This window comes from Mesorhizobium sp. Arg314 (assembly GCF_053714275.1).
Genome location: NZ_JBSKBP010000029.1, coordinates 1 through 19,592, shown reverse-complemented (window position 1 = coordinate 19,592; position 19,592 = coordinate 1). Strand labels below are relative to the sequence as shown.

General features: G+C 57.7%; 15 protein-coding genes and 1 tRNA gene. 12 read left to right on the top strand and 4 right to left on the bottom strand.

Annotation, left to right across the window (positions count from 1 at the left end):
• Positions 1–93 precede the first annotated feature (93 nt).
• Together ACWGS9_RS24895 and ppdK are read right to left on the bottom strand one after the other, a co-directional pair.
• Positions 94–1,197: a glycosyltransferase family 9 protein gene (locus ACWGS9_RS24895; protein WP_454507747.1), complete on the bottom strand. Its 1,104-nt coding sequence runs from the start codon at positions 1,195–1,197 to the stop codon at positions 94–96.
• Positions 1,198–1,317: 120 nt separating this feature from the next.
• Positions 1,318–3,990: a pyruvate, phosphate dikinase gene (gene ppdK, locus ACWGS9_RS24890; RefSeq protein ID WP_454507746.1), complete on the bottom strand. Its 2,673-nt coding sequence runs from the start codon at positions 3,988–3,990 to the stop codon at positions 1,318–1,320.
• Positions 3,991–4,282: 292 nt separating this feature from the next.
• On the opposite strand from ppdK, the gene ACWGS9_RS24885 reads away from it, so the two are divergent.
• The 9 genes from ACWGS9_RS24885 (at position 4,283) to ACWGS9_RS24845 (ending at position 13,502) form a co-directional block, all read left to right on the top strand.
• Positions 4,283–4,627 carry a VOC family protein gene (locus ACWGS9_RS24885; protein WP_320211853.1) on the top strand — a complete coding sequence of 115 codons (345 nt, stop codon included), beginning with the start codon at positions 4,283–4,285 and terminating at the stop codon, positions 4,625–4,627.
• Between the two features lie 92 nt (positions 4,628–4,719).
• Complete coding sequence (locus ACWGS9_RS24880) at positions 4,720–6,147, top strand: phosphomannomutase (protein WP_454507745.1); 1,428 nt, start codon at positions 4,720–4,722, stop codon at positions 6,145–6,147.
• Positions 6,144–7,559, top strand: coding sequence for a mannose-1-phosphate guanylyltransferase/mannose-6-phosphate isomerase (locus ACWGS9_RS24875; RefSeq protein ID WP_454507744.1), 1,416 nt, complete (start codon positions 6,144–6,146; stop codon positions 7,557–7,559). The genes ACWGS9_RS24880 and ACWGS9_RS24875 overlap by 4 nt, the downstream gene beginning before the upstream one ends.
• Positions 7,560–7,642: 83 nt before the next feature.
• Positions 7,643–8,617, top strand: a complete 975-nt coding sequence (gmd, locus tag ACWGS9_RS24870) for a GDP-mannose 4,6-dehydratase (RefSeq protein WP_454507743.1) — start codon at positions 7,643–7,645, stop codon at positions 8,615–8,617.
• A 49-nt stretch (positions 8,618–8,666) separates the two neighbouring features.
• A complete protein-coding gene (gene gmd / locus ACWGS9_RS24865; RefSeq protein ID WP_454507742.1) occupies positions 8,667–9,755 on the top strand; it encodes a GDP-mannose 4,6-dehydratase in 1,089 nt (362 codons plus the stop codon).
• Positions 9,756–9,769: 14 nt separating this feature from the next.
• Positions 9,770–10,735 carry an NAD-dependent epimerase/dehydratase family protein gene (locus tag ACWGS9_RS24860; RefSeq protein WP_454507741.1) on the top strand — a complete coding sequence of 322 codons (966 nt, stop codon included), beginning with the start codon at positions 9,770–9,772 and terminating at the stop codon, positions 10,733–10,735.
• Positions 10,732–11,994, top strand: coding sequence for a glycosyltransferase (locus ACWGS9_RS24855; protein WP_454507740.1), 1,263 nt, complete (start codon positions 10,732–10,734; stop codon positions 11,992–11,994). The genes ACWGS9_RS24860 and ACWGS9_RS24855 overlap by 4 nt, the downstream gene beginning before the upstream one ends.
• 3 nt (positions 11,995–11,997) lie before the next feature.
• Positions 11,998–12,789 (top strand): ABC transporter permease, encoded by a 792-nt coding sequence (locus tag ACWGS9_RS24850; protein ID WP_454507739.1) that lies wholly within the window; start codon positions 11,998–12,000, stop codon positions 12,787–12,789.
• A 155-nt stretch (positions 12,790–12,944) separates the two neighbouring features.
• Positions 12,945–13,502 carry an ABC transporter ATP-binding protein gene (locus ACWGS9_RS24845; RefSeq protein ID WP_454507789.1) on the top strand — a complete coding sequence of 186 codons (558 nt, stop codon included), beginning with the start codon at positions 12,945–12,947 and terminating at the stop codon, positions 13,500–13,502.
• Between the two features lie 431 nt (positions 13,503–13,933).
• Here ACWGS9_RS24845 and ACWGS9_RS24840 read toward each other — a convergent pair whose 3' ends face one another.
• Positions 13,934–14,872, bottom strand: coding sequence for a methyltransferase domain-containing protein (locus ACWGS9_RS24840; protein WP_454507738.1), 939 nt, complete (start codon positions 14,870–14,872; stop codon positions 13,934–13,936).
• A 623-nt stretch (positions 14,873–15,495) separates the two neighbouring features.
• Entirely contained in the window at positions 15,496–16,212 is a 717-nt protein-coding gene (locus tag ACWGS9_RS24835; RefSeq protein ID WP_454507737.1) for a hypothetical protein, read from the bottom strand.
• A gap of 223 nt (positions 16,213–16,435) precedes the next feature.
• On the opposite strand from ACWGS9_RS24835, the gene ACWGS9_RS24830 reads away from it, so the two are divergent.
• The 3 genes from ACWGS9_RS24830 (at position 16,436) to ACWGS9_RS24820 (ending at position 18,894) form a co-directional block, all read left to right on the top strand.
• Positions 16,436–17,434, top strand: coding sequence for an FkbM family methyltransferase (locus ACWGS9_RS24830; RefSeq protein WP_454507736.1), 999 nt, complete (start codon positions 16,436–16,438; stop codon positions 17,432–17,434).
• Between the two features lie 172 nt (positions 17,435–17,606).
• Positions 17,607–18,725, top strand: coding sequence for a glycosyltransferase (locus ACWGS9_RS24825; RefSeq protein WP_454507735.1), 1,119 nt, complete (start codon positions 17,607–17,609; stop codon positions 18,723–18,725).
• A gap of 94 nt (positions 18,726–18,819) precedes the next feature.
• Positions 18,820–18,894: transfer RNA gene (locus tag ACWGS9_RS24820), tRNA-Gln, on the top strand.
• Positions 18,895–19,592: the final 698 nt, after the last annotated feature.

Below are 19,592 nucleotides of genomic sequence, written 5' to 3'. Positions count from 1 at the left end.
ATACATGACGATCAGGCTCTGGGCCATAACGACTCTTTGCGTGCCGCCAGGAGGTTCGAGGCGGCCGACGGCGGAACAGAATTCCCGCAGATGTCAGACCGCGGCGTCCAGGACCATCTCGGTGCGCGCCAACAGTTCCAGCACCGCGTCCACCACCGGATCGACCTCCAGGCGCCAGACGCAGCATGCTTTGCTCGGGTCGGTCCGGCGGCACAGGTCGCCGCCGACGCAGTCGCAAGGCATGGATGGCCGCAACGAAACGCTGGGCACGCCGACCGGCGCCCAGCGGATCGGGTTGGTCAGGCCGAACAGGCCGACGACCGGCGTGCCGGCGGCGGCCGCCATATGCATCGGGCCGCTTTCGTTGCCGAGGAACAGTCGCGCTTCCTTGAGCAGCGCCAGCAATGTTTCCAGCCGCAGCGTTCCCGCCAGGTTGACGACAGGCGTCCTCGTCGCTGCCAGAATCCTGTCGGTCGCTTCGTGTTCGTCGGGGCCGCCGACCAGAACCACACGCAGGCCGGTTTCACCGGCGATCCTGTCGATCGCTTCGGCAAAGCGCTCCGGCTGCCAGCGGCGCCCGGCGAAACTTGCTCCGGCATGAACCGCGACAAATGCGTTTGGGCGGATATTGTGCCTGGCCAGCAAGGCCAGGGCGCGCGTCGTCTCGAAGGGCAGCGGTCGAATGGCCGGCACCCTGACGCGCACGTCGACGCCAAGCGCCTCCAAGGGGGACAAATAGCGGTAGAGAAAATGTTTTTTGCCAAATCCGAAAGGCTTCATCCTGACATTGGCGGGCTGGCGTTCATGCCAGCGCAGAGGCCGATCCGTCGGAAAATAGCCGACCCTGACCGGAGAATTGACCAGTCCGGAAACAATCCGCGAGGTTTTCGAATCGGTAATATCGATGGTCATGTCGAAGCGATGCTGCCGCAATGTGCGCGCCACGCGGAAGAGCTCGCGTCCCCGCTCGAGCGGCGAGCCGCGCAGCTTGGCGCGGCTGAAGGGGACGGCTTCGGAGGCAATACCGTGGGCTGTCAGGAAGCCGGCGAAATGCGCTTCGCAAAGAAACACGATCCTGACGCCCGGATATTGAAGCTGCAGGTTCTTCGCCAGCGTCGAGGCTAGCACGATGTCGCCGATGAACTTGGTCTGCAGGATCAGGATCGATCGGAAAGTGGTTGGGGCAACCTGCACCATGGGTTTCTGACACCAAAAAATTCAGTGTCGGAAACTCCCTGTAAACGATGTCGAGATACAGGGCAGTCACGCGCACGTTCGCGTGACATTCCATACAAAACCGTAAGGTGCCGATGCCCCTCAGGCGCGTTTCGCCGCCGCCACGGCCGCCTGCGCGGCCGCCAGCCGGGCGATCGGCACACGGTAAGGCGAGCACGACACATAATCGAGACCGACCTCTTCGCAGAAGCGGATCGACGCCGGATCGCCGCCATGCTCGCCGCAAATGCCGAGCTTGATGCCCGGTCGCGCCGCCTTGCCCTTTTCGGCCGCGATCCGCACCAGTTCACCGACGCCGTCGACATCGAGCGACACGAACGGATCCTGCTCGATGATGCCCTTCTGCCGGTAGGTTTCGAGGAAGGACGCCGCATCGTCGCGCGAGATGCCGAACGTGGTCTGGGTCAGGTCATTGGTGCCGAAGGAGAAGAATTCGGCCGCTTCGGCAATGACATGAGCGCGGATTGCCGCGCGCGGCAACTCGATCATCGTGCCGGTGAGGTAGTCGATCCTGGTGCCGGTCTCCTGCATGACGCTTTGCGCCACCGCGTCGATGCGCGCCTTGACGTATTCCAGCTCCTTCACCAGGCCGACCAGCGGCACCATGATTTCCGGCACCACCAGCGCGCCGGCCTTGCGCCCGGCCTCGACCGCCGCCTCGAAGATAGCGCGCGCCTGCATCTCGGCGATCTCCGGATAGGAGACGGCGAGCCGGCAGCCGCGATGGCCCAGCATCGGATTGAACTCATGCAGTGCCTCGGTGCGCTGCCGGAGCTTGTCGGCCGAAACATTCATGGCTGCCGCCACCTCGGCGAGTTCGGCCTCGGTCTTGGGCAGGAATTCATGCAACGGCGGATCGAGCAGGCGGATCGTCACCGGCAGGCCTGCCATGATCTCGAACAGCTCGAGGAAATCCGAGCGCTGCATCGGCAGGAGCTTGTCGAGCGCGGCGCGCCGGTCCTTCTCGGTGTCGGCCAGGATCATCTCGCGCATGGCGACGATGCGGTCGCCGTCGAAGAACATGTGCTCGGTGCGGCAAAGGCCGATGCCCTCGGCGCCGAAGGAACGCGCCATGCGCGCGTCGAGCGGCGTTTCGGCGTTGGTGCGCACCTTCATGCGGCGCGCGGCATCGGCCCATTCCATGATGGCGGCGAAATCGCCCGACAGCTCCGGCTGCAGCATGGCGACCGCGCCCTTCAGCACCTGGCCGTTGCCGCCGTCGATGGTGATGATGTCGCCCCTGCGGAAGGTCTGGCCCATCGAGAGCAGCGTGCCGGCCTTGTAGTCGACACGCAGCGAGCCGGCGCCCGACACGCAGGGCTTGCCCATGCCGCGTGCCACCACCGCGGCATGGCTGGTCATGCCGCCGCGCGTGGTGAGGATGCCTTCGGCGGCATGCATGCCGTGGATGTCTTCCGGGCTGGTCTCGATGCGCACCAGGATGACCTTGCGGCCTTGCGCCTTGGCGTCCTCGGCATCGCCGGACGAGAAGACGATCTCGCCGGTGGCAGCACCTGGCGAGGCCGGCAGGCCCATGCCTATGACGTCACGCGCGGCCTTCGGATCGATGGTCGGATGCAGGAGCTGGTCGAGCGAGGCCGCATCGATGCGGGCGACCGCCTCCTGCTTGGTGATCAGCCCGTCCTTCGCCATCTCGACGGCGATCTTCAGCGCGGCCTTTGCGGTGCGCTTGCCGGAGCGGGTCTGCAGCATCCACAATTTGCCGCGCTCGATGGTGAATTCGAGGTCCTGCATGTCGCGATAGTGCTTTTCCAGCCGGTCGGAGATGTCGACGAAGGCCCGGAAGGCGTCGGGCATCAGCTTTTGCAGCGACGGCTTGTCGGAGCCGGCGGCGATGCGCGCCGCCTCGGTGATGTTCTGCGGCGTGCGGATGCCGGCCACCACGTCCTCGCCCTGGGCATTGACCAGGAACTCGCCGTAGAGCTGCCTGTCGCCGGTCGAGGGATTGCGCGTGAAAGCGACGCCGGTTGCGGAGGTGTCGCCCATATTGCCGAACACCATGGCCTGGACATTGACCGCCGTGCCCCAGCTTTCGGGAATGTCGTGCAGGCGCCGATAGGTGATGGCGCGGCTGTTCATCCAGCTCGAGAACACGGCGCCGATCGCGCCCCAGAGCTGCTCCTGGGGATCCTGCGGGAACGGCTTGCCAAGCTCTTCCTCGACCTTGGCCTTGTAGAGCGCAATCACGCCCTGCCATTCCGCGGCCGTCAGCTCGGTGTCGAGCTCGTGACCAAGACTTGCCTTCTCGTCCTCGAGAATTTCTTCGAACACTTCGTGGTCGAGACCCATGACGACGTCGGAATACATCTGGATGAAACGGCGGTAGCTGTCATAGGCGAAGCGCGCATCGCCGGAATCGGTGGCCAAGGCCTCGACCGTCTCGTCATTGAGGCCGAGATTGAGCACCGTATCCATCATGCCGGGCATGGAGGCGCGGGCGCCGGAGCGCACGGAGACCAGAAGCAGCTTCGACGGATCGCCGAAGCGGCGGCCGGTTATCCGGCCGATATGGTCGAGCGCGGAGACCACATCCGCCTCGAGCGCGCCAGGATAGGTTCGGCCGTTGGCATAATAGGCGTTGCAGACTTCGGTGGTGATGGTGAAACCGGGCGGCACCGGCAGCCCGAGGCTGCACATCTCGGCCAGATTGGCACCCTTGCCGCCGAGAAGGTTGCGGTCGCCGGCACGGCCTTCAGCGGCGCCGTCGCCGAAAGTGTAAACCCACTTGGTCATGCTTGCCCTCCAGTTCGTGGAAGATACAAAAACATCCGGACCACGGCCCGGTTCCCCCGCCTTCCCCGATCCGAGCGATAGGATGCTGCAGTGCGAAAGGCAAGGCACCGGCAAAGCAAGCGCGGCCGCTACAATCGATTAAGCAAAAGCTGCGTCAAAAAGACTTGCCGGCGATTAAGCAAAAGCTGCGTCAAAAAGACTTGCCGGCGATCAAGCAAAAGCTGCGTCAAAAAGACTTGCCGGAGGGCGCGGCGCGATATAGAACATAACAAGAACATGTTGGAGTAGCGCGATGAAACTCAACGGAAAACTCGACTATCTGGAACTGCCGGCGACAGGCGGCACGCTGGACGGTGTCAAATCCTTCTACAGCGCCGCCTTCTCATGGTCGTTCACCGATTACGGCCCGACCTATTCGGCCTTTGCCGAGGGCCTCGACGGCGGCTTCCAGGCCGATGCCGGCGAGGCGCCGGCCAGACCGCTGCCCGTGCTCTACTCCGAAAACCTCGAGGAAACGCTGGACGCGGTCGAGAACGCCGGCGGGACCATCGTCAAGCCGATTTTCGCCTTCCCCGGCGGCAGGCGGTTTCATTTCACCGATCCGGCCGGCAACGAACTGGCCGTCTGGGGATATTAGAAAAGACGCAAGTTTCGAGGTATTTTTTTGTTGTTGACAGCCGTGCTCACTCCAATAAGTAGCGGCGATCTTCCAACAGCAAAAGCAGACTGATGAAATTCGGGTCAAGCGGCGTTCGGGGTTTGGCTTCCGAATTGGTTGGAAGGCCAAGCGGACTTTACACCGAGGGTTTTGCCCGGCGCTTGCGGTCGACCGGATTTCAGCAAGGCAAGGTCTTCGTCGGGCGCGACTTGCGCGACAGCAGTCAAACGATTGCCGAAGACTGCATGGCGGCACTGGCCGCAACCGGGTTCCAGCCGGTCGATTGCGGTCCGATCCCCACACCCGTGCTTGCCTTTTATGCCCGCCGGCATGACGCCGCGGCGCTTATGGTGACCGGATCGCATATTCCCGCCGACCGCAACGGCATCAAGTTCTATGGGCCGAAGGGCGAGATCGACAAGGCGGATGAGGCCGCGATCACCCGTCATGTCGCTGACCTGTCGGACCAATATCCGTGGCCGCCAGCCCATGCGGACTGGCAAACCGGCCATGACCAGGCGCTCGCGGCTTTTCGAGACCGTGCCGATGGTATTCTTGCCCCTCGCGCCCTTTCCGGAATGAGGCTCGGCGTCTACCAGCACAGTACAGTTGCGGCGGAGCTGCTGGTCGAGATCCTGCGATCCTGCGGCGCGGAAGTGATCCCCGTCGGGAAAACAGAGGTTTTCGTGCCCGTCGATACGGAGGCCGTCGGCCAGGTAACGATGGCGAAGGTGAAAGACTGGGTGCGCGAATTCAAATTCGACGCCGTGCTCTCGGCCGATGCCGATGCCGATCGCCCTCTCATCATTGACGAAGAAGGCGAACTGTTCCGCGGCGACCTGATCGGGCTCGCCACGGCGCTCTTCCTGCGGGCCGACATCGTGGTGACGCCGGTCACCTCCAACTCAGGCATCTCCGAGGCTTTCGGATTCAACGTCAAGAGAACGAAGGTCGGATCCCCTTTCGTCATCGAGGGAATGAACGCCGCGCGGCAGGCAGGCGGCATCGTCGTCGGCTTCGAAGCCAATGGCGGGGTTCTTCTGGGATCGGACTGCCCGGTGAACGGCAAGGTTTTGTCGGCGCTGCCGACACGGGATTCATTTTTGCCGATCCTGGCGGTGCTGGGCACGATGGCATCGACTGGAAAATCGCTGTCCAGCCTGCGCGAAACCTGGAATCTTCCGGTCTGCGCCAGCGAGCGGCTCGAGAACTTTCCTGTCGAGAAATCGCGCGGCTTGATGCGAAGGCTCGCCGGACACGACGCGCTGCAGCAATTCCTTGCCCCCTTCGGCACCGTCGCGGACGTCGACGAGACAGACGGTCTCAGGGCGCGAATGGCCAGCGGCGAGATCATCCACCTGCGGCCTTCCGGCAACGCTCCTGAATTTCGTTGCTATGCCGAGGCAGCCAGCCATGACAGGGCGACTGAAATCGTGGCAATAGCCCTCGAACGGGCGCGGGACAGTAGAGAGGCAGACGAGCGAGAGGCCGTTGAATGAAAGTGGTTCCCGTCATCATCAGCGGTGGCGCCGGGTCGCGGCTATGGCCGGCGTCCAGGCAATCGCACCCGAAACCCTTCCTCAAGGTTGCGGATGGACGTTCGCTGATCCAGCACACCGTGCTGCGCGCCGCTTCGCTGAAGGACGTCGCGGAGCTCGTCGCGGTAACGTCAAAGGATCATCTTTTCCTGACAAAAGACGACTTCGACGAATTGTCCCCGGCGGTTCCGCCGCATACTTTCCTTCTCGAGCCCGAAGGGCGCGACACTGCCGCCGCGGTTGCCGCTTCTGTCGTCCACTCCAACGCAACGCAGGGCCCGGACGCAATTTTGTGCGTTTTCCCGGCGGACCACATGATCGGCGACCTGCCCGCGTTCGCCAAAGTCATGGGCCGGGCCATCGAGCATGCACAGCAAGGGCTGATCGCCACGCTTGGCATCAGGCCCAGCCGTCCGGACACCGCCTTCGGCTATATCGAGGCCGATGGCGAGAAAGTCGTCCGTTTCGTTGAGAAGCCGGACCTCGAGACGGCCAAGACCTACCTCGCATCGGGGCGTTTCTTCTGGAACGCCGGCATCTTCTGCTTCAAGGCGCGGACCATGCTCGATGCGATGGCCGCGCACTGCCCTGCCGTCCTCGATGCGGTTGCCGCAAGCTATGAGCACGGCCTGTCCAACAACAACGGGAGCTCCGACAGGATCGAACTTTCTCCTGAGCATTTCGCGCTCGCGCCGCGCATCTCGCTCGATCACGCGGTGATGGAGAAGACGCGCAATCTTGCGGTGGTGCCCTGCGAGATGGAGTGGAACGACATCGGATCGTGGAATGCCATGGCGGAGCTGATCCCGGCGGATGGAAGCGGGAACAGGATACGCGGCGATGTGCACATGGTGGACACGGCCGGTAGCTACATCAGTTCGGACAAGCGTGTCATCGGCACTGTCGGCGTGAGCGACCTGGTGATCGTGGATTCGCCGGACGCGTTGCTGGTGGCGTCCCGCGACCGGGTCCAGGACGTCAAGAAACTGTTCGAAGGGCTCAAGGCCTCAGGACATGAGGCACATCTGCTTCACTCGACCGTGCACCGGCCATGGGGCACCTACACGGTTCTGGAAGAGGGCGACCGCTTCAAGATCAAGCGCATCGAAGTGAAGCCCGGGCGGCGCCTGAGCCTGCAGATGCACCACCATCGTTCGGAGCATTGGGTCGTGGTCAGCGGCTCGGCGAAAGTGGTCAACGGCGATCAGGAACTGTTCCTGGCGACAAACCAGTCGACCTACATCCCTTGCGGCCACAAGCATCGGCTGGAGAATCCTGGCAAGATCGACCTGGTGATCATCGAAGTTCAGAGCGGCGACTATCTCGGCGAGGATGACATAGTGCGCTTCGATGACGTATACGGACGCGCATAACGATTCATTGGTCCGCAGGGCTGGGGCGGGCAATTGGAGAAACGGCGCTTGGGGGAGAAATTAGCAAAACATACTGAGCGTTGATGACAAAGACAGCATTGATAACCGGCATTACCGGGCAGGACGGCGCTTATCTGGCTGAGCTCCTGCTCAGTAAGGGTTACGAGGTCCACGGCCTTGCGCGACGGTCTAGCACAGCCGACGTCAACACCACGCGGCTGAAATGGCTGGGCATCGAGAAAGACGTGCGGATCGTGGACGGCAACCTGACAGACCTGTCGGGCCTGGCGCGCGCCATGCGCGACGTAAGGCCGGACGAGGTCTACAACCTTGCCGCGCAGTCATTCGTCAAATCTTCATGGCAGCACCCGGTTCTGACGGGCAATGTCACCGGTATCGGCGTCACCAATGTGCTTGAGGCGCTGCGTCTCGAAAACCCCGAGGCGCGCTTCTATCAGGCATCGTCGTCGGAAATGTACGGCCTTATCCAGGAGCCGATGCAGTCGGAGACCACGCCGTTCCATCCCCGCTCGCCTTACGCCGTGGCGAAGGTCTACGGTCACTGGATCACCGTCAACTATCGCGAAAGCTTCGGCCTGCACGCTTCGAGCGGCATCCTGTTCAATCACGAATCGCCGCTTCGCGGCATCGAATTCGTGACACGCAAGGTCACCGACGCCGTCGCGCGCATCAAGAAGGGCCAAGCCAAGGAATTGCGGCTGGGCAACATAGACGCCAAGCGTGACTGGGGCCACTCGAAAGACTATGTCCGCGCCATGTGGCTGATGTTGCTGCAGGATCAGCCCGACGACTACGTGATCGCCACCGGTAGAACGACGACGGTGCGCGACATGTGCAGAATCGCGTTCGAGCATGTCGGGCTGGAGATGGATAATCACCTGGTCATCGATCCTGACCTGTTCCGGCCGGCGGATGTCCCGATATTGCTTGGCAACCCGGCCAAGGCAAAGGCGAAGTTGGGCTGGGAGGCGACGATCTCATTGGAGCAGATGATCTGCGAGATGGTGGATGCGGATCTCGCGAGGGCCGACAATTAACGACGTAAGGGCTCGGGGGAGCAACTACCAGAACATATCGAGAGCGTTGATGAAAAAGATAGCACTGATAACCGGCATTACGGGACAGGACGGCGCTTATCTGGCGGAACTTCTGCTGGCAAAGGGGTATTCGGTGCATGGTATAAAGCGTCGTACATCCCTTTTTAACACGGATCGTATCGATCATTTGTACCATGATCCACATGAGAAAGGTGTGGACTTGACATTGCACCACGGCGATCTCACCGACTCGTCAAGTCTTATGCGCATCATTCAGCTCGTGCAGCCGGATGAGATTTACAATCTGGCGGCACAGAGCCACGTAGCCGTTTCATTTGAGGAACCCGAATACACCGCGAATTCCGATGCTCTCGGGGCCTTGAGAATTTTGGAAGCCATTCGCATTCTTGGCTTGGCGAAAAAGGTCCGCTTCTATCAGGCGTCTACGTCCGAACTGTACGGGCTTGTGCAAGAGACGCCCCAAAAGGAGACCACGCCATTCTATCCAAGGTCTCCATACGCTGTGGCCAAATTGTATGCGTATTGGATTACGGTCAATTATCGCGAAGCGTACGGTATCTACGCGTGCAACGGCATTTTGTTCAATCACGAGTCTCCGATGCGGGGCGAGACGTTTGTGACACGCAAGATTACGCGGGCGCTCGCGCGTATCAAGCTAGGCACACAAGAGAGACTTTACCTGGGCAATCTCGACTCGCTGCGCGACTGGGGGCACGCCAAGGACTACGTGGAAGTGCAATGGCTTATCCTGCAGCAGGAGACGGCCGAGGATTACGTCATAGCAACTGGTGAGCAACACTCGGTGCGTGAGTTTGCGACCCTTGCGGCTGCAGAACTGGATATCGATATCCGGTGGGAAGGAAAAGGTGTCGATGAAAAAGGATATGACACCAAAACCGGCGAATGCATCGTAGCCGTGGATCCTCGTTATTTCCGGCCGGCGGAGGTGGAAACGCTTCTTGGAGATGCCAGCAAGGCAAAATCAAAGCTCGGCTGGGTACCTAAAATTGGCTTCACTGAATTGGTTGGCGAGATGATGCGCGCAGACATGCTGAGCGCGCAAAGAGACCAAATGATTCAGAGTAGCGGTTACAATCACTATCCCCGACCGGAATGAGGGCACGCGTACCCATGACCCTGATGTCGTCTGCGCCTGAACCGCTGCCTAATTCGCGATGCCTCGTCACGGGTGCGAGCGGCGTCCTAGGCCGAGCCATTGTTCTGCAGCTTGAGCGGCTTGGCGTCGATGTTGTGTTAAAGCCAAGCCGCCAAGAGCTGGATTTGCTCGATGAGAATGCAACGCAACGATATTTCTCAGCCCATCGCCCAGACACAGTAATTCACCTGGCGGCGACGGTATTTGGTCTGGCAGGCAATATGAACAACCAACTCCGTGCCGTGATTGAGAACTCAGCTATCAATCATCATGTTTTTTCTGCCATCGCAAAATACCCTGTGAAGAACTTTTTCTTTGCGGGGACAGTTGCATCGTACCCATACCCTTATCTTGAGATGCCATTGCGCGAAGATCATTTCTTCTCTGGCTTACCGCATTCCGGAGAGTTCGGCTACGCTATGGCTAAACGTCATGCTTACAGCTATCTTCGGATTCTAAATGAAGAAATAGGTATGCGATATACCTATGGTATCTTCACTAATCTATACGGTGACCACGATCGATTTGATGCTACGAACGGGCATGTTATTCCTTCATTAGTGGTCAAGGCTCACCGCGCGGCGCTGACCAAGACGCCGCTCGAGGTTTGGGGGGATGGCTCTGCGGAGCGAGATTTTTTGCATGTCGAAGATGCGGCCAAAGGCGTAATGTTGTGCTTGACGAACACGGGGTTGCAAAGTTTCGTGAACATTTCGAGCGGCAATGGCGTTACCATCAGAGCGGTCACGGAGTGTATTGCGTCGGAGGCAGGCGTTTCCGACGTCAGATTCAACGTAGATAGACCGGTGGGTATAAAAACCCGCATAGTAGACAACAGCCAATTGAGAAGCGTAGGGTTTGTGCCGGAAGTTAGCATAGAATGCGGGTTGGCTCGCACCTACAAGTGGTATGACGGCAATCAGGCTGGCATTCGACAATGAGCACATTCGCGATCGTATCCAGCTACTCTGAAAGCTGCGGCAACGCGTCTTTTACAAGAGTGTTGCATGATTCAATCCGCCAGCACAGCAATGCAAGTGTCGAGGTTGTCGAACTTGACCTAAGATTGCTGCAATCAACAAATAAGATGATACGACAAAAAGCTCATCGGCACATTTGCGAACTTGCGAATCGGCTGAAAGCTTTTGATGGCGTAAATATTCAGTTTGAAGCGGGCCTTTATGGCACCCTTCCTGGGGATATCATTCGCCGCGCTACTATTCTAATGAGAGCGAATCCCAATACCACCGTTACCCTGCATTCGCCTCGCCTCATGGAAGCCTCCTCCGCGAGTGCCAGGGCAGGGATAAAGAAATTAATAACCCTGCAAATCGTCAGCGGCTTGCGGGAGATTATTGGCAACAAGCTGGCCGATATACATATAAGAATTAATCGAAAGATCATTAAAAATGCCATCAAGAATAACCTTCGCCTGATCGTGCACACTTCAAGGGCCGCCCGGCAGATTCAACAATTTTTTGATTATACACGCGTTGACGTGCACCCACTGAAAATTATCCCAGATAGCTTCGTGAGAGATGGGTCGGTCCTAGGACGGATTCGGTCTGAGCTCAATCTTGCAGAAACCGACATATTGCTCGGGATGTTTGGATATATAAGTGCCTACAAAGGCCACGGCGATGCCTTGAAGGCAGTTGGACGTCTACCAAAGGAATATAAACTGCTAATCTTTGGTCGTCAGCATCCCCACACGCTGAGGGTAGATGGAAAGACCGACGCGTATCTTCAAAAACTCATAGAAACCGTCTCGGCAAACAAAGCGCTTCGCGGCAGAGTATTTTTTCTGGGAGAACTCGAAGACAACGACTTTTGGAAGGTCGCAAGCGCGATAGATGTCGCGTGGCTGCCTTATTACGAGAATGGCCAGGACGGGTCAGGGATCGCGTCAATATGCATGGATGCATGCCAACGGGTACTTTGTTCTTCTTCTTTTGCGTTTGATGAGCTGTTTACACTTTTGCCCTATGACAACTATATGAGATTCGACATCGGCAACTATCTGGAGATTGCTGCCAAAACCGAGATGTTGATGCGACGGGATCTCAGCGCCCGCCCTAAAAGACCCGCGGCATCGGTTTACAACTGTCAAACCCAGGCACTAATTTACGTCCGCGATCTCCCTGATGTTTTAGTTAACGTTGAACCTCAGGCACAAGGCTTCAAACAGGCCGCGCAATAGCAGATGGTTAGGGATTTTAAAGAAGGCTGGAACGATCTCGTCCAGGCGGCAGGAATGCTGCCGCTGTCTTTGTACTTTGCATGGGGCGATACCAAGGCGCGATACAGACGAAGCGTGCTCGGACCACTTTGGTTAGTGCTAGGTACAGCCGTTGGCGTGGTGGGCCTTGGCTTCTTATGGAGCGAATTACTCCACGTTGACAAGCCGACGTTTATCCCGTCGCTTTCTATTGGCCTCGTAGTTTGGCAGCTACTATCTGGATCGATTCTGGAAGCATCTAACGTATACATTATTAACGCAAGACTGATAAGAAATTTAAGAACTCCACTTTTCGTTTTCCCCTTACAGCTGCTCTTGAGACAGTTGATAAATTTTTGTCACAATTTAATTGTTGTTGTATTCGTTTTACTAATATTCCCGCCGCCGTTAAGCTTCAATCAATTACTCGTGGTGCCCGGTCTAATTCTCGTGATTGCCAACCTCTTCTGGCTGTCCACCTTGATTGGGTTGTTAGGTGCGCGGTTTCGAGACTTGGGCCCGCTCGTGGGGTCGTTCATGCCGCTGATGTTCTTCCTCACACCGGTCATATATCGACCCAAGCAGCTCGCGATGAGCGAATTCATCGCTTGGCTCAATCCGCTTACTTACCTCGTTTCACTTATTCGCGACCCGGTGCTGGGCTTCGCACCGCCCGTTTTTGTCTACGAGGTTAGCGTTGGCTTACTTATATTCGGCGGAGTCGCAACCCTATGGATTCTTAGCAAAAAGCATGGCCGCGTGGTTTTTTGGGTGTGATGATGGCGCTATTAAAGTTTAAAAACGTGACGGTCCAATACCCAGTCTACAATGCGAAAAGCATGTCGTTGAGAAACAAGTTGGTCCAAATTGGTACTGGCGGGATAGTATCCCAGGCCACAGCTGGCGTCGTTACGATTACAGCATTGGACGACGTGAGCTTTGAACTGCATGACGGCGACAGTGTCGGGTTAATCGGGCACAACGGGGCCGGAAAGACGACCTTGTTGCGCACTATGGCCGGTATATTTATGCCCGTTGCCGGAGAAATAACCAGGGATGGTCGGGTCGCAACCATCATCGAACTGGGTGCGGGCCTTGATGAGGAATTGTCGGGATACGAGAACATCTATCGTATGGGTATGCTTTTGGGCTCAACGCGGTCAGAGATTACGCTTATGGTGCCCGAGATCGAAGAATTTACTGAATTGGGGAACTTCTTACAACTTCCCGTTCATACCTATTCGGCAGGAATGAAGATGCGCCTGATGTTCGCAGTGGGAACGGCAGTGCGTCCCGAAATCTTGTTAGTCGATGAAATGTTTGGCACGGGCGACGCTGCGTTTCAGTCAAAAGCCCAAGACCGCATGAAGACACTTGTCGATAGTTCCCGAATATTTGTGTTTGCATCCCATTCGACTGATCTCATAAAGCAGTTTTGTACGCGAATTTTCTCCTTGGAGCACGGAAGATTGGTGGAAATAGAGCTCTAGCGGGTTGATGAAGAATCCTCGCCGCTGCACTTAATTGTGGTTCACTGTTAGCGGCGTTGCACGAAGGCTGAATCGTACAGGTTGAGACGAATACGCGGGTGCATTGTTCAGTTACATGCTCTGGAGGCCTAACTTCGGCGGGATTGTCCGTGATGTGTGATTGGGCTGACGGTAAACGAGGCGCCATAACGAGTTCGCGGCGCTGCATTTGCTGCCCTGGCGACCATTGATCTCGCCGGAGAAGCTCCTGCGGGGAACGCTATTGTAAGCGTTATGCTTCTTCACAGCTGCGGTTAAGCTTTAATTCGACACCGGCAACTGTACGGACGGGCGCGGGGCGCGTTCGCATCAATGTGAATTCTGTTTGCCATTGTCTACCCACATCCCCGTCGCCCCGGCTCGCGCCGTGCTGGTCATTTATTTATGGAACGCTACCTGAACAATGTTCTAAGGGCTCGGCCAGTTTTCATCCATCTCGAATTCCAAAGCATCTCATAGCGCTGGTTGCATTCAGCAAATGCATTTCGCGCGCTATCCAAATCATTTTGCAAATCGTCTATGGTCCGATCGGGGTCAGGGGCGTAAATCGTGGGTTCGCCAAGCTTGGTTAAATGAACTATAAACTCGCTTGGTGCGGTTTTAACAGCATCCGACACATCGACATTCATCACCCCCAAGGAGGCTATATGACGGAAAGCCTTTACGAAACTCTGATCCGTCCAGACAGTGCAGTGGACATCAAGGTAAGCATGATTCGAATAGGTCGATATCGTTGTCCTAAGCGCGTCATCATCCGTATAACTGCGCTTTACACTGTCGAACTCATACCCTTCGCCGAAAGTCTTGGGGCGTAAGCCCGTATCCTCCACAGACCGGCTCATGAAATCGAAAACCTGTGAAGGTGTGGGGATGTCCCTGCGCTCGACAAATGTGCCGATGAGGTCACTGACTGTCGTCTCTCTCCGGTAAAAATCAAAGGAATCCATCCTGTTGGGCACCATAAGCGCAAGCTTTGCGCCGACTTTCATCACCTCCAGGATGTCGTTTAACCAGCCGATCGTGTTTGGAACGTGCTCAACAACGTGTGACGCGACTGCGAAGTCAAACGATTCATTGTTGTCGCCCATGCACTCTTTCAGACGGCACCCAGGTTTCCAAACGAAGTCAATTTCTGGTACTGCCCTTGAAACCGCACCGGGGTTTGAGGCTGCCTTGGCCCTGAGCTCTTCGGTGGAAACATAGTCGGTGTAGACGACATTGTACTGAGACTTGTCCAAAAATGGATTGAAGTATGGGGCGATCTCAATCCCTCTGCCGGTCATATTCAACGGGCTGAGAGCCACCTGGCGACGATCCACGCCAATATTCATTGATCCCTCCAAATGGTTGCGCCGGCTCTTTAATAGGAAAAAACCGCTTGTCCGGCCGTAGCACCCCCGTTCTGAAGCTTAGCCTCTTCCCGGCGACTGGCAAAGCAAGACCGCAAGAAGAATAGCGCCGCGCAATATGATGCGCGGCCACGTGTTCCGCAATCCCCACAACCTCAAGAGGTTTTCCCTGTGGACACCACGTTCAAGGGCGCCGGCGCGCGCATGCAGGATATTGACGTTCCGCGCATCGGCGCCGAGATCGCAGTTGGCAAGGATGAGATGCACGCCTTCATGGACGTCGAGGCGGCAGGATCCGCCTTCGACGCGACTGCCCGGCCGAAGATGTTGTGTTTGAGCCGCACGTGTTCTACCCGCCGCTCGGCGGGGGCGCGAAGCGCGATGCAGCAGTCAAGGCGGGTCTTGCCTATCCGAAGTGAGGCGAGAAGCCATACCCGAAGGACTGCTATCCACGCCTGGTCAAGGCAATGGCGATCGACGAAACAATCGCACTAATGTCGGCGCCGTGAAGGCGAATTGGCCGAGCAAGGATATCGACGATGCACTCTGAACGACTTTTAGTGGGCGACGGGACGTGGAGAAGAAAGGGAGGATGCAAGCCTGCCCTAGCGTTCAAGAGCAGCCGGGTAATACCTTTCCAGCAGACTGCGGTAATGAGTCCTGATGTAATCGATGACAGGCGGCGGCAACTCCTCCCGCCACGCATCAGAGCTACCGGATCGATAATGCGATTGCGAATCGACCTGCCCGGGCTTCCTCCCGCCAGACATACGACGGAATGAAAATTCATCTGATTCTGGCCACTGAAGCCTAATGGCAGCAGAACCTACAGCCGGACGAATCACGCCGCCGATGTTTTCACCGAAGTCTTCCATGCGCACCGTAACGATGCGTGGATCCGAGAAATCCCAGTGCCGCAGATCGGCGAGTGGGCCACCGGTATTCTTGTAGAAATCATCGCGCTCGACAAATGCCAGAGTGAGGAACATTCCGTGCTCTTGCGAGCACTGCTGAAGCACCTTGCGTTGCAAAGCTAGTTCTGGCCAACCATCCAGCGGATGTGTCCCAAGGTGCGAGAAATAGGCGGACTGCACTACGTTTAACGGGTTGCGGATGAGATGAACAACCACACCACGAAGATGTGGAGCCACTGTTTTATAGTTCGCGTTTGCTAGGTGCGTTATGTCTACATTCTCCGGAGGGATTTCGGAACCGTCTGAAGTTGCATAAAATGTCAGCCCATTGACCTTGCTCAAATGTAAAAGAAATGAGCTCAGCAGGCTTGATGCGCACTTGTGATGGCTGAGAAATATCAACTTCAACTGCAGTACCTCCAATGAAATTGGCAGAACTTACATCTCAACAGCGCGCAATCTTGAGCGCTGAGATGGTGATCTGCCCCTGTTCTGTCAGCTGGCGGCAACTAGGGTCTGGGCCGTTTCTGTTACACCGTGAGGCGCGGGTTGAGCAACCAGTGTTGCGGTAAAGCGCGGCATAATGGTAAAGGGGGTCCCCTTTGGCCCTTTGGGCTCTGGGAGGCCTAAAATGGGTAACTGGATTCGCAACGGTGCCAAGCTTGCGATCGACTATTTTGCCATCAAGGTCAGTGAACGAGTCGAGCGGCGGCTCTCCGACGTGATCAAGTCGCAACTTGACAGTCAGTTCAATGCGATGCTCCAGCGGCTGAACGACACGTCTCCAGGGACTGTCGATGCACGCGCAATTGCCAAAGCCGTACCGTTGACGCTGAATTCCGCAGATAGGCACATCTACTTCCACACCTCGGATGGACATCGGTTTTTCCTCGACGCCAACGACCACCATATTACCCTGCACGTGCTCGAGCACGGTTGCTGGGAAGATCACGTCAGGGATGCCATGATGCAGATACTGGAACCTGGCTCGACGTTTATCGATGTTGGTAGCAATGTCGGGTTGCATACCCTTTTCGCAGGATCGATTGTTGGTCAGACAGGCAAAGTCTATGCCTTCGAACCCCTGCCCCACCTGTATGGCACACTGAAACTCAACGTCGATGTCAATGGCATGGGGAATGTCATCAAGACCCACCAACTCGCGGTTGCCGATACCGAGGAAGTCAAAAGCTTTTCAAACTTCCGGTCGCATTCCGCAATGTCCGGCTTTACTGTTCCGCAGGTGCGGCTCGATATCTTCGACGAGGCCGGGAATTCCAGTGTCGAAGTGATCCAGGTCAGCACAATCACGCTCGACAAGATGTTCGCCGGCCAAAAGATCGACGGCCTTAAGATTGACGTCGAGGGTTACGAAACGCTTGTGCTGCGCGGGGCCAAAGCGGTCATCCGCAATAACCGCGATATCAAGCTTATCATTGAATGGGACCCGTTTCTCGTCAACCGCACGCTTGGCGCAGAGGCTATCACGGAAAATATTGCATTCCTCCAATCGGAGGGGTTCATCCCCTATCTCGCCATTTGGCAACAACCGCTGCGCAAGGTAACATGGGAGGAAGTACCCAAACTGCAAGGCGATCTCGTTCTGTCCCGGACAGGCGGTTTGCGTTAAACCAGAAAGCTCACGACGGGCCGAAATTAACGCCTTCCTCTGCCTCTTCAAAGAGATCAACGTCCGCATGAACGCCTGAAGTGTTGTGCCGGCGCGGTTGCAAGACATCCCGCTGCCGATTGCCCGAGCAGATCTTCGAGCAGGCCATCCGGCAAAGACGAAAGACGCCGGTTTGAAAGTCCTGCATTTCTTCAAGACATACTGGCCGGACAGCTTCGGCGGCGTGGAGCGGACGATCCATGCCATCGCCGAAAGCACGGCCAGCCATGGCGTCGAAACGCAGATTCTTTCGCTGAGTAGGGCACCCGGCGAAAACACCAGGCGCATCGGCGGCCACATGGCCGTGAAAGCCAGGCTGGATTTCGAGCTCGCCTCGACAGGATTTTCCCGCGAGGTGTTCCGCAAATTCGACACGCTCGCGCGTCAGTCCGACCTGGTGCACTACCATTTTCCGTGGCCGGTCATGGACATCGCACATCTCAGATCGCGCCACGGCAAGCCGGCCGTCGTCACCTACCATTCCGACATCGTCAAGCAGCGCCTTCTGCTGCCGTTCTACAACCCGCTGATGCAGCGCTTCCTGAGCGATGTCGACGCGATCGTCGCGACATCTCCCGACTATCTGAGATCGAGCACGGTGCTCAGGCGGTTCACGGCCAAATCGACGGTCATCCCGATCGGCATAGAGGAGAACGCCTATCCCGTGCCGACGGCGGCAGACGACGCTTGGCGCCAGTCGATTGTGACGGAGCCTTTCGTGCTCTTCGTCGGCGTCCTGCGTTACTACAAGGGGCTGGATATCCTCATCGAGGCCTCGGACCGGGCGCGATGCAAGATCGTCATTGCCGGATCGGGACCGATCGAGCAGCAGTTGAAGCTCCAGGCCAAAAGGCTCGACCGCGACAACATCATCTTCCTCGGTGAGGTGTCCGAGCTACAGAAGATGGCCTTGCTTCATGCCTGCAGCGGTTTCGTCTTCCCCTCGAACCAGCGGTCCGAGGCCTATGGCGTGTCGCTTGTGGAGGCGGCGATGTGCGGCAAGCCGATGATCTCATGCGAGATCGGGACAGGAACCTCCTATGTGAACAAGGCCGGCGTCACCGGCCTTGTCGTCCCGCCCTCCGATCCGGTTCGGCTTGCCGAAGCCATTAACCGCCTGCTCGATTCCCCCGAAGACGCGGAAAAATGGGGGCGGGCCGCGCGCCAACGGTTCTGCGATCTCTTCACCGCCGAAAAAATGGGGCAGGCCTATGCCCAGCTCTACGCCCGGCTGCGCAATCATGGCGCTTAGACGGTAGCGGCAGATTGCCGTCGCGTTTCGTGCATAGCTGCCATTGAGCTTTGCTCCGCCTCGTCCTATAAGGCCGCGCGCAGCGGGCGCCTGCTGGGGCGTCGCCAAGTGGTAAGGCATCGGTTTTTGGTACCGACATTCCCAGGTTCGAATCCTGGCGCCCCAGCCAAACTGGATGCCCTGTGGACAAAGCGGCTCCGCTGGCTTCTTCAATGACTGCCGCCGCCACCGTTTCCGCAAGCAAATCAAAAGGTTGGCTGAAAGCTGCTTGAATCTCCCCTCGGTTCCACTTGCAGTTCGACAGTACCAGATTCAGAAGCCGTTTCTTCTCGTGCGGAGGCTGACGAAGGAACAACTGGCCAGCGTTGTGAGCCAATTCCAGGAGCCGAACGCCGTCCTCCTTGTATGATTCTTGCGCTTCGCCGTGGCGCTCCATCTCACGCAAGAGACGCGTCTGTTCGACTCGCCACTGCGCTGACATGCGGTCATAGAAGGCGTTGTCGATGCGCCCATCGAGTTTGTCCAGGTACATGGCTTGGAGGCGATCTTCGAGGCGCTTGTATTGCGTCTGGCACCGCTCGATCGCCTGCTCCTGGTCCCGCCGCTCATCGGCATGGCTCGCCTTGAGCGCGTCGCGTACCCAATCCAGCACCTCCTCATCGAAGTGCAGTTGGTCCAGCAACGCGGCAAACGTTTTGTCCAACACCTCCTCTCGGACAGCCGCGACGCCGAGCGGTAGGCCGCTGACGCCACCGCGCTCGAGCCAGCCTTGCGGCCAATGACCTTGACGTGAAGATGATAGATCGCCATCGCGACCAGATGTGCGTTGGGAGTTGAAAGGAAGGAGGGATTCGGCCTTCATGCTGC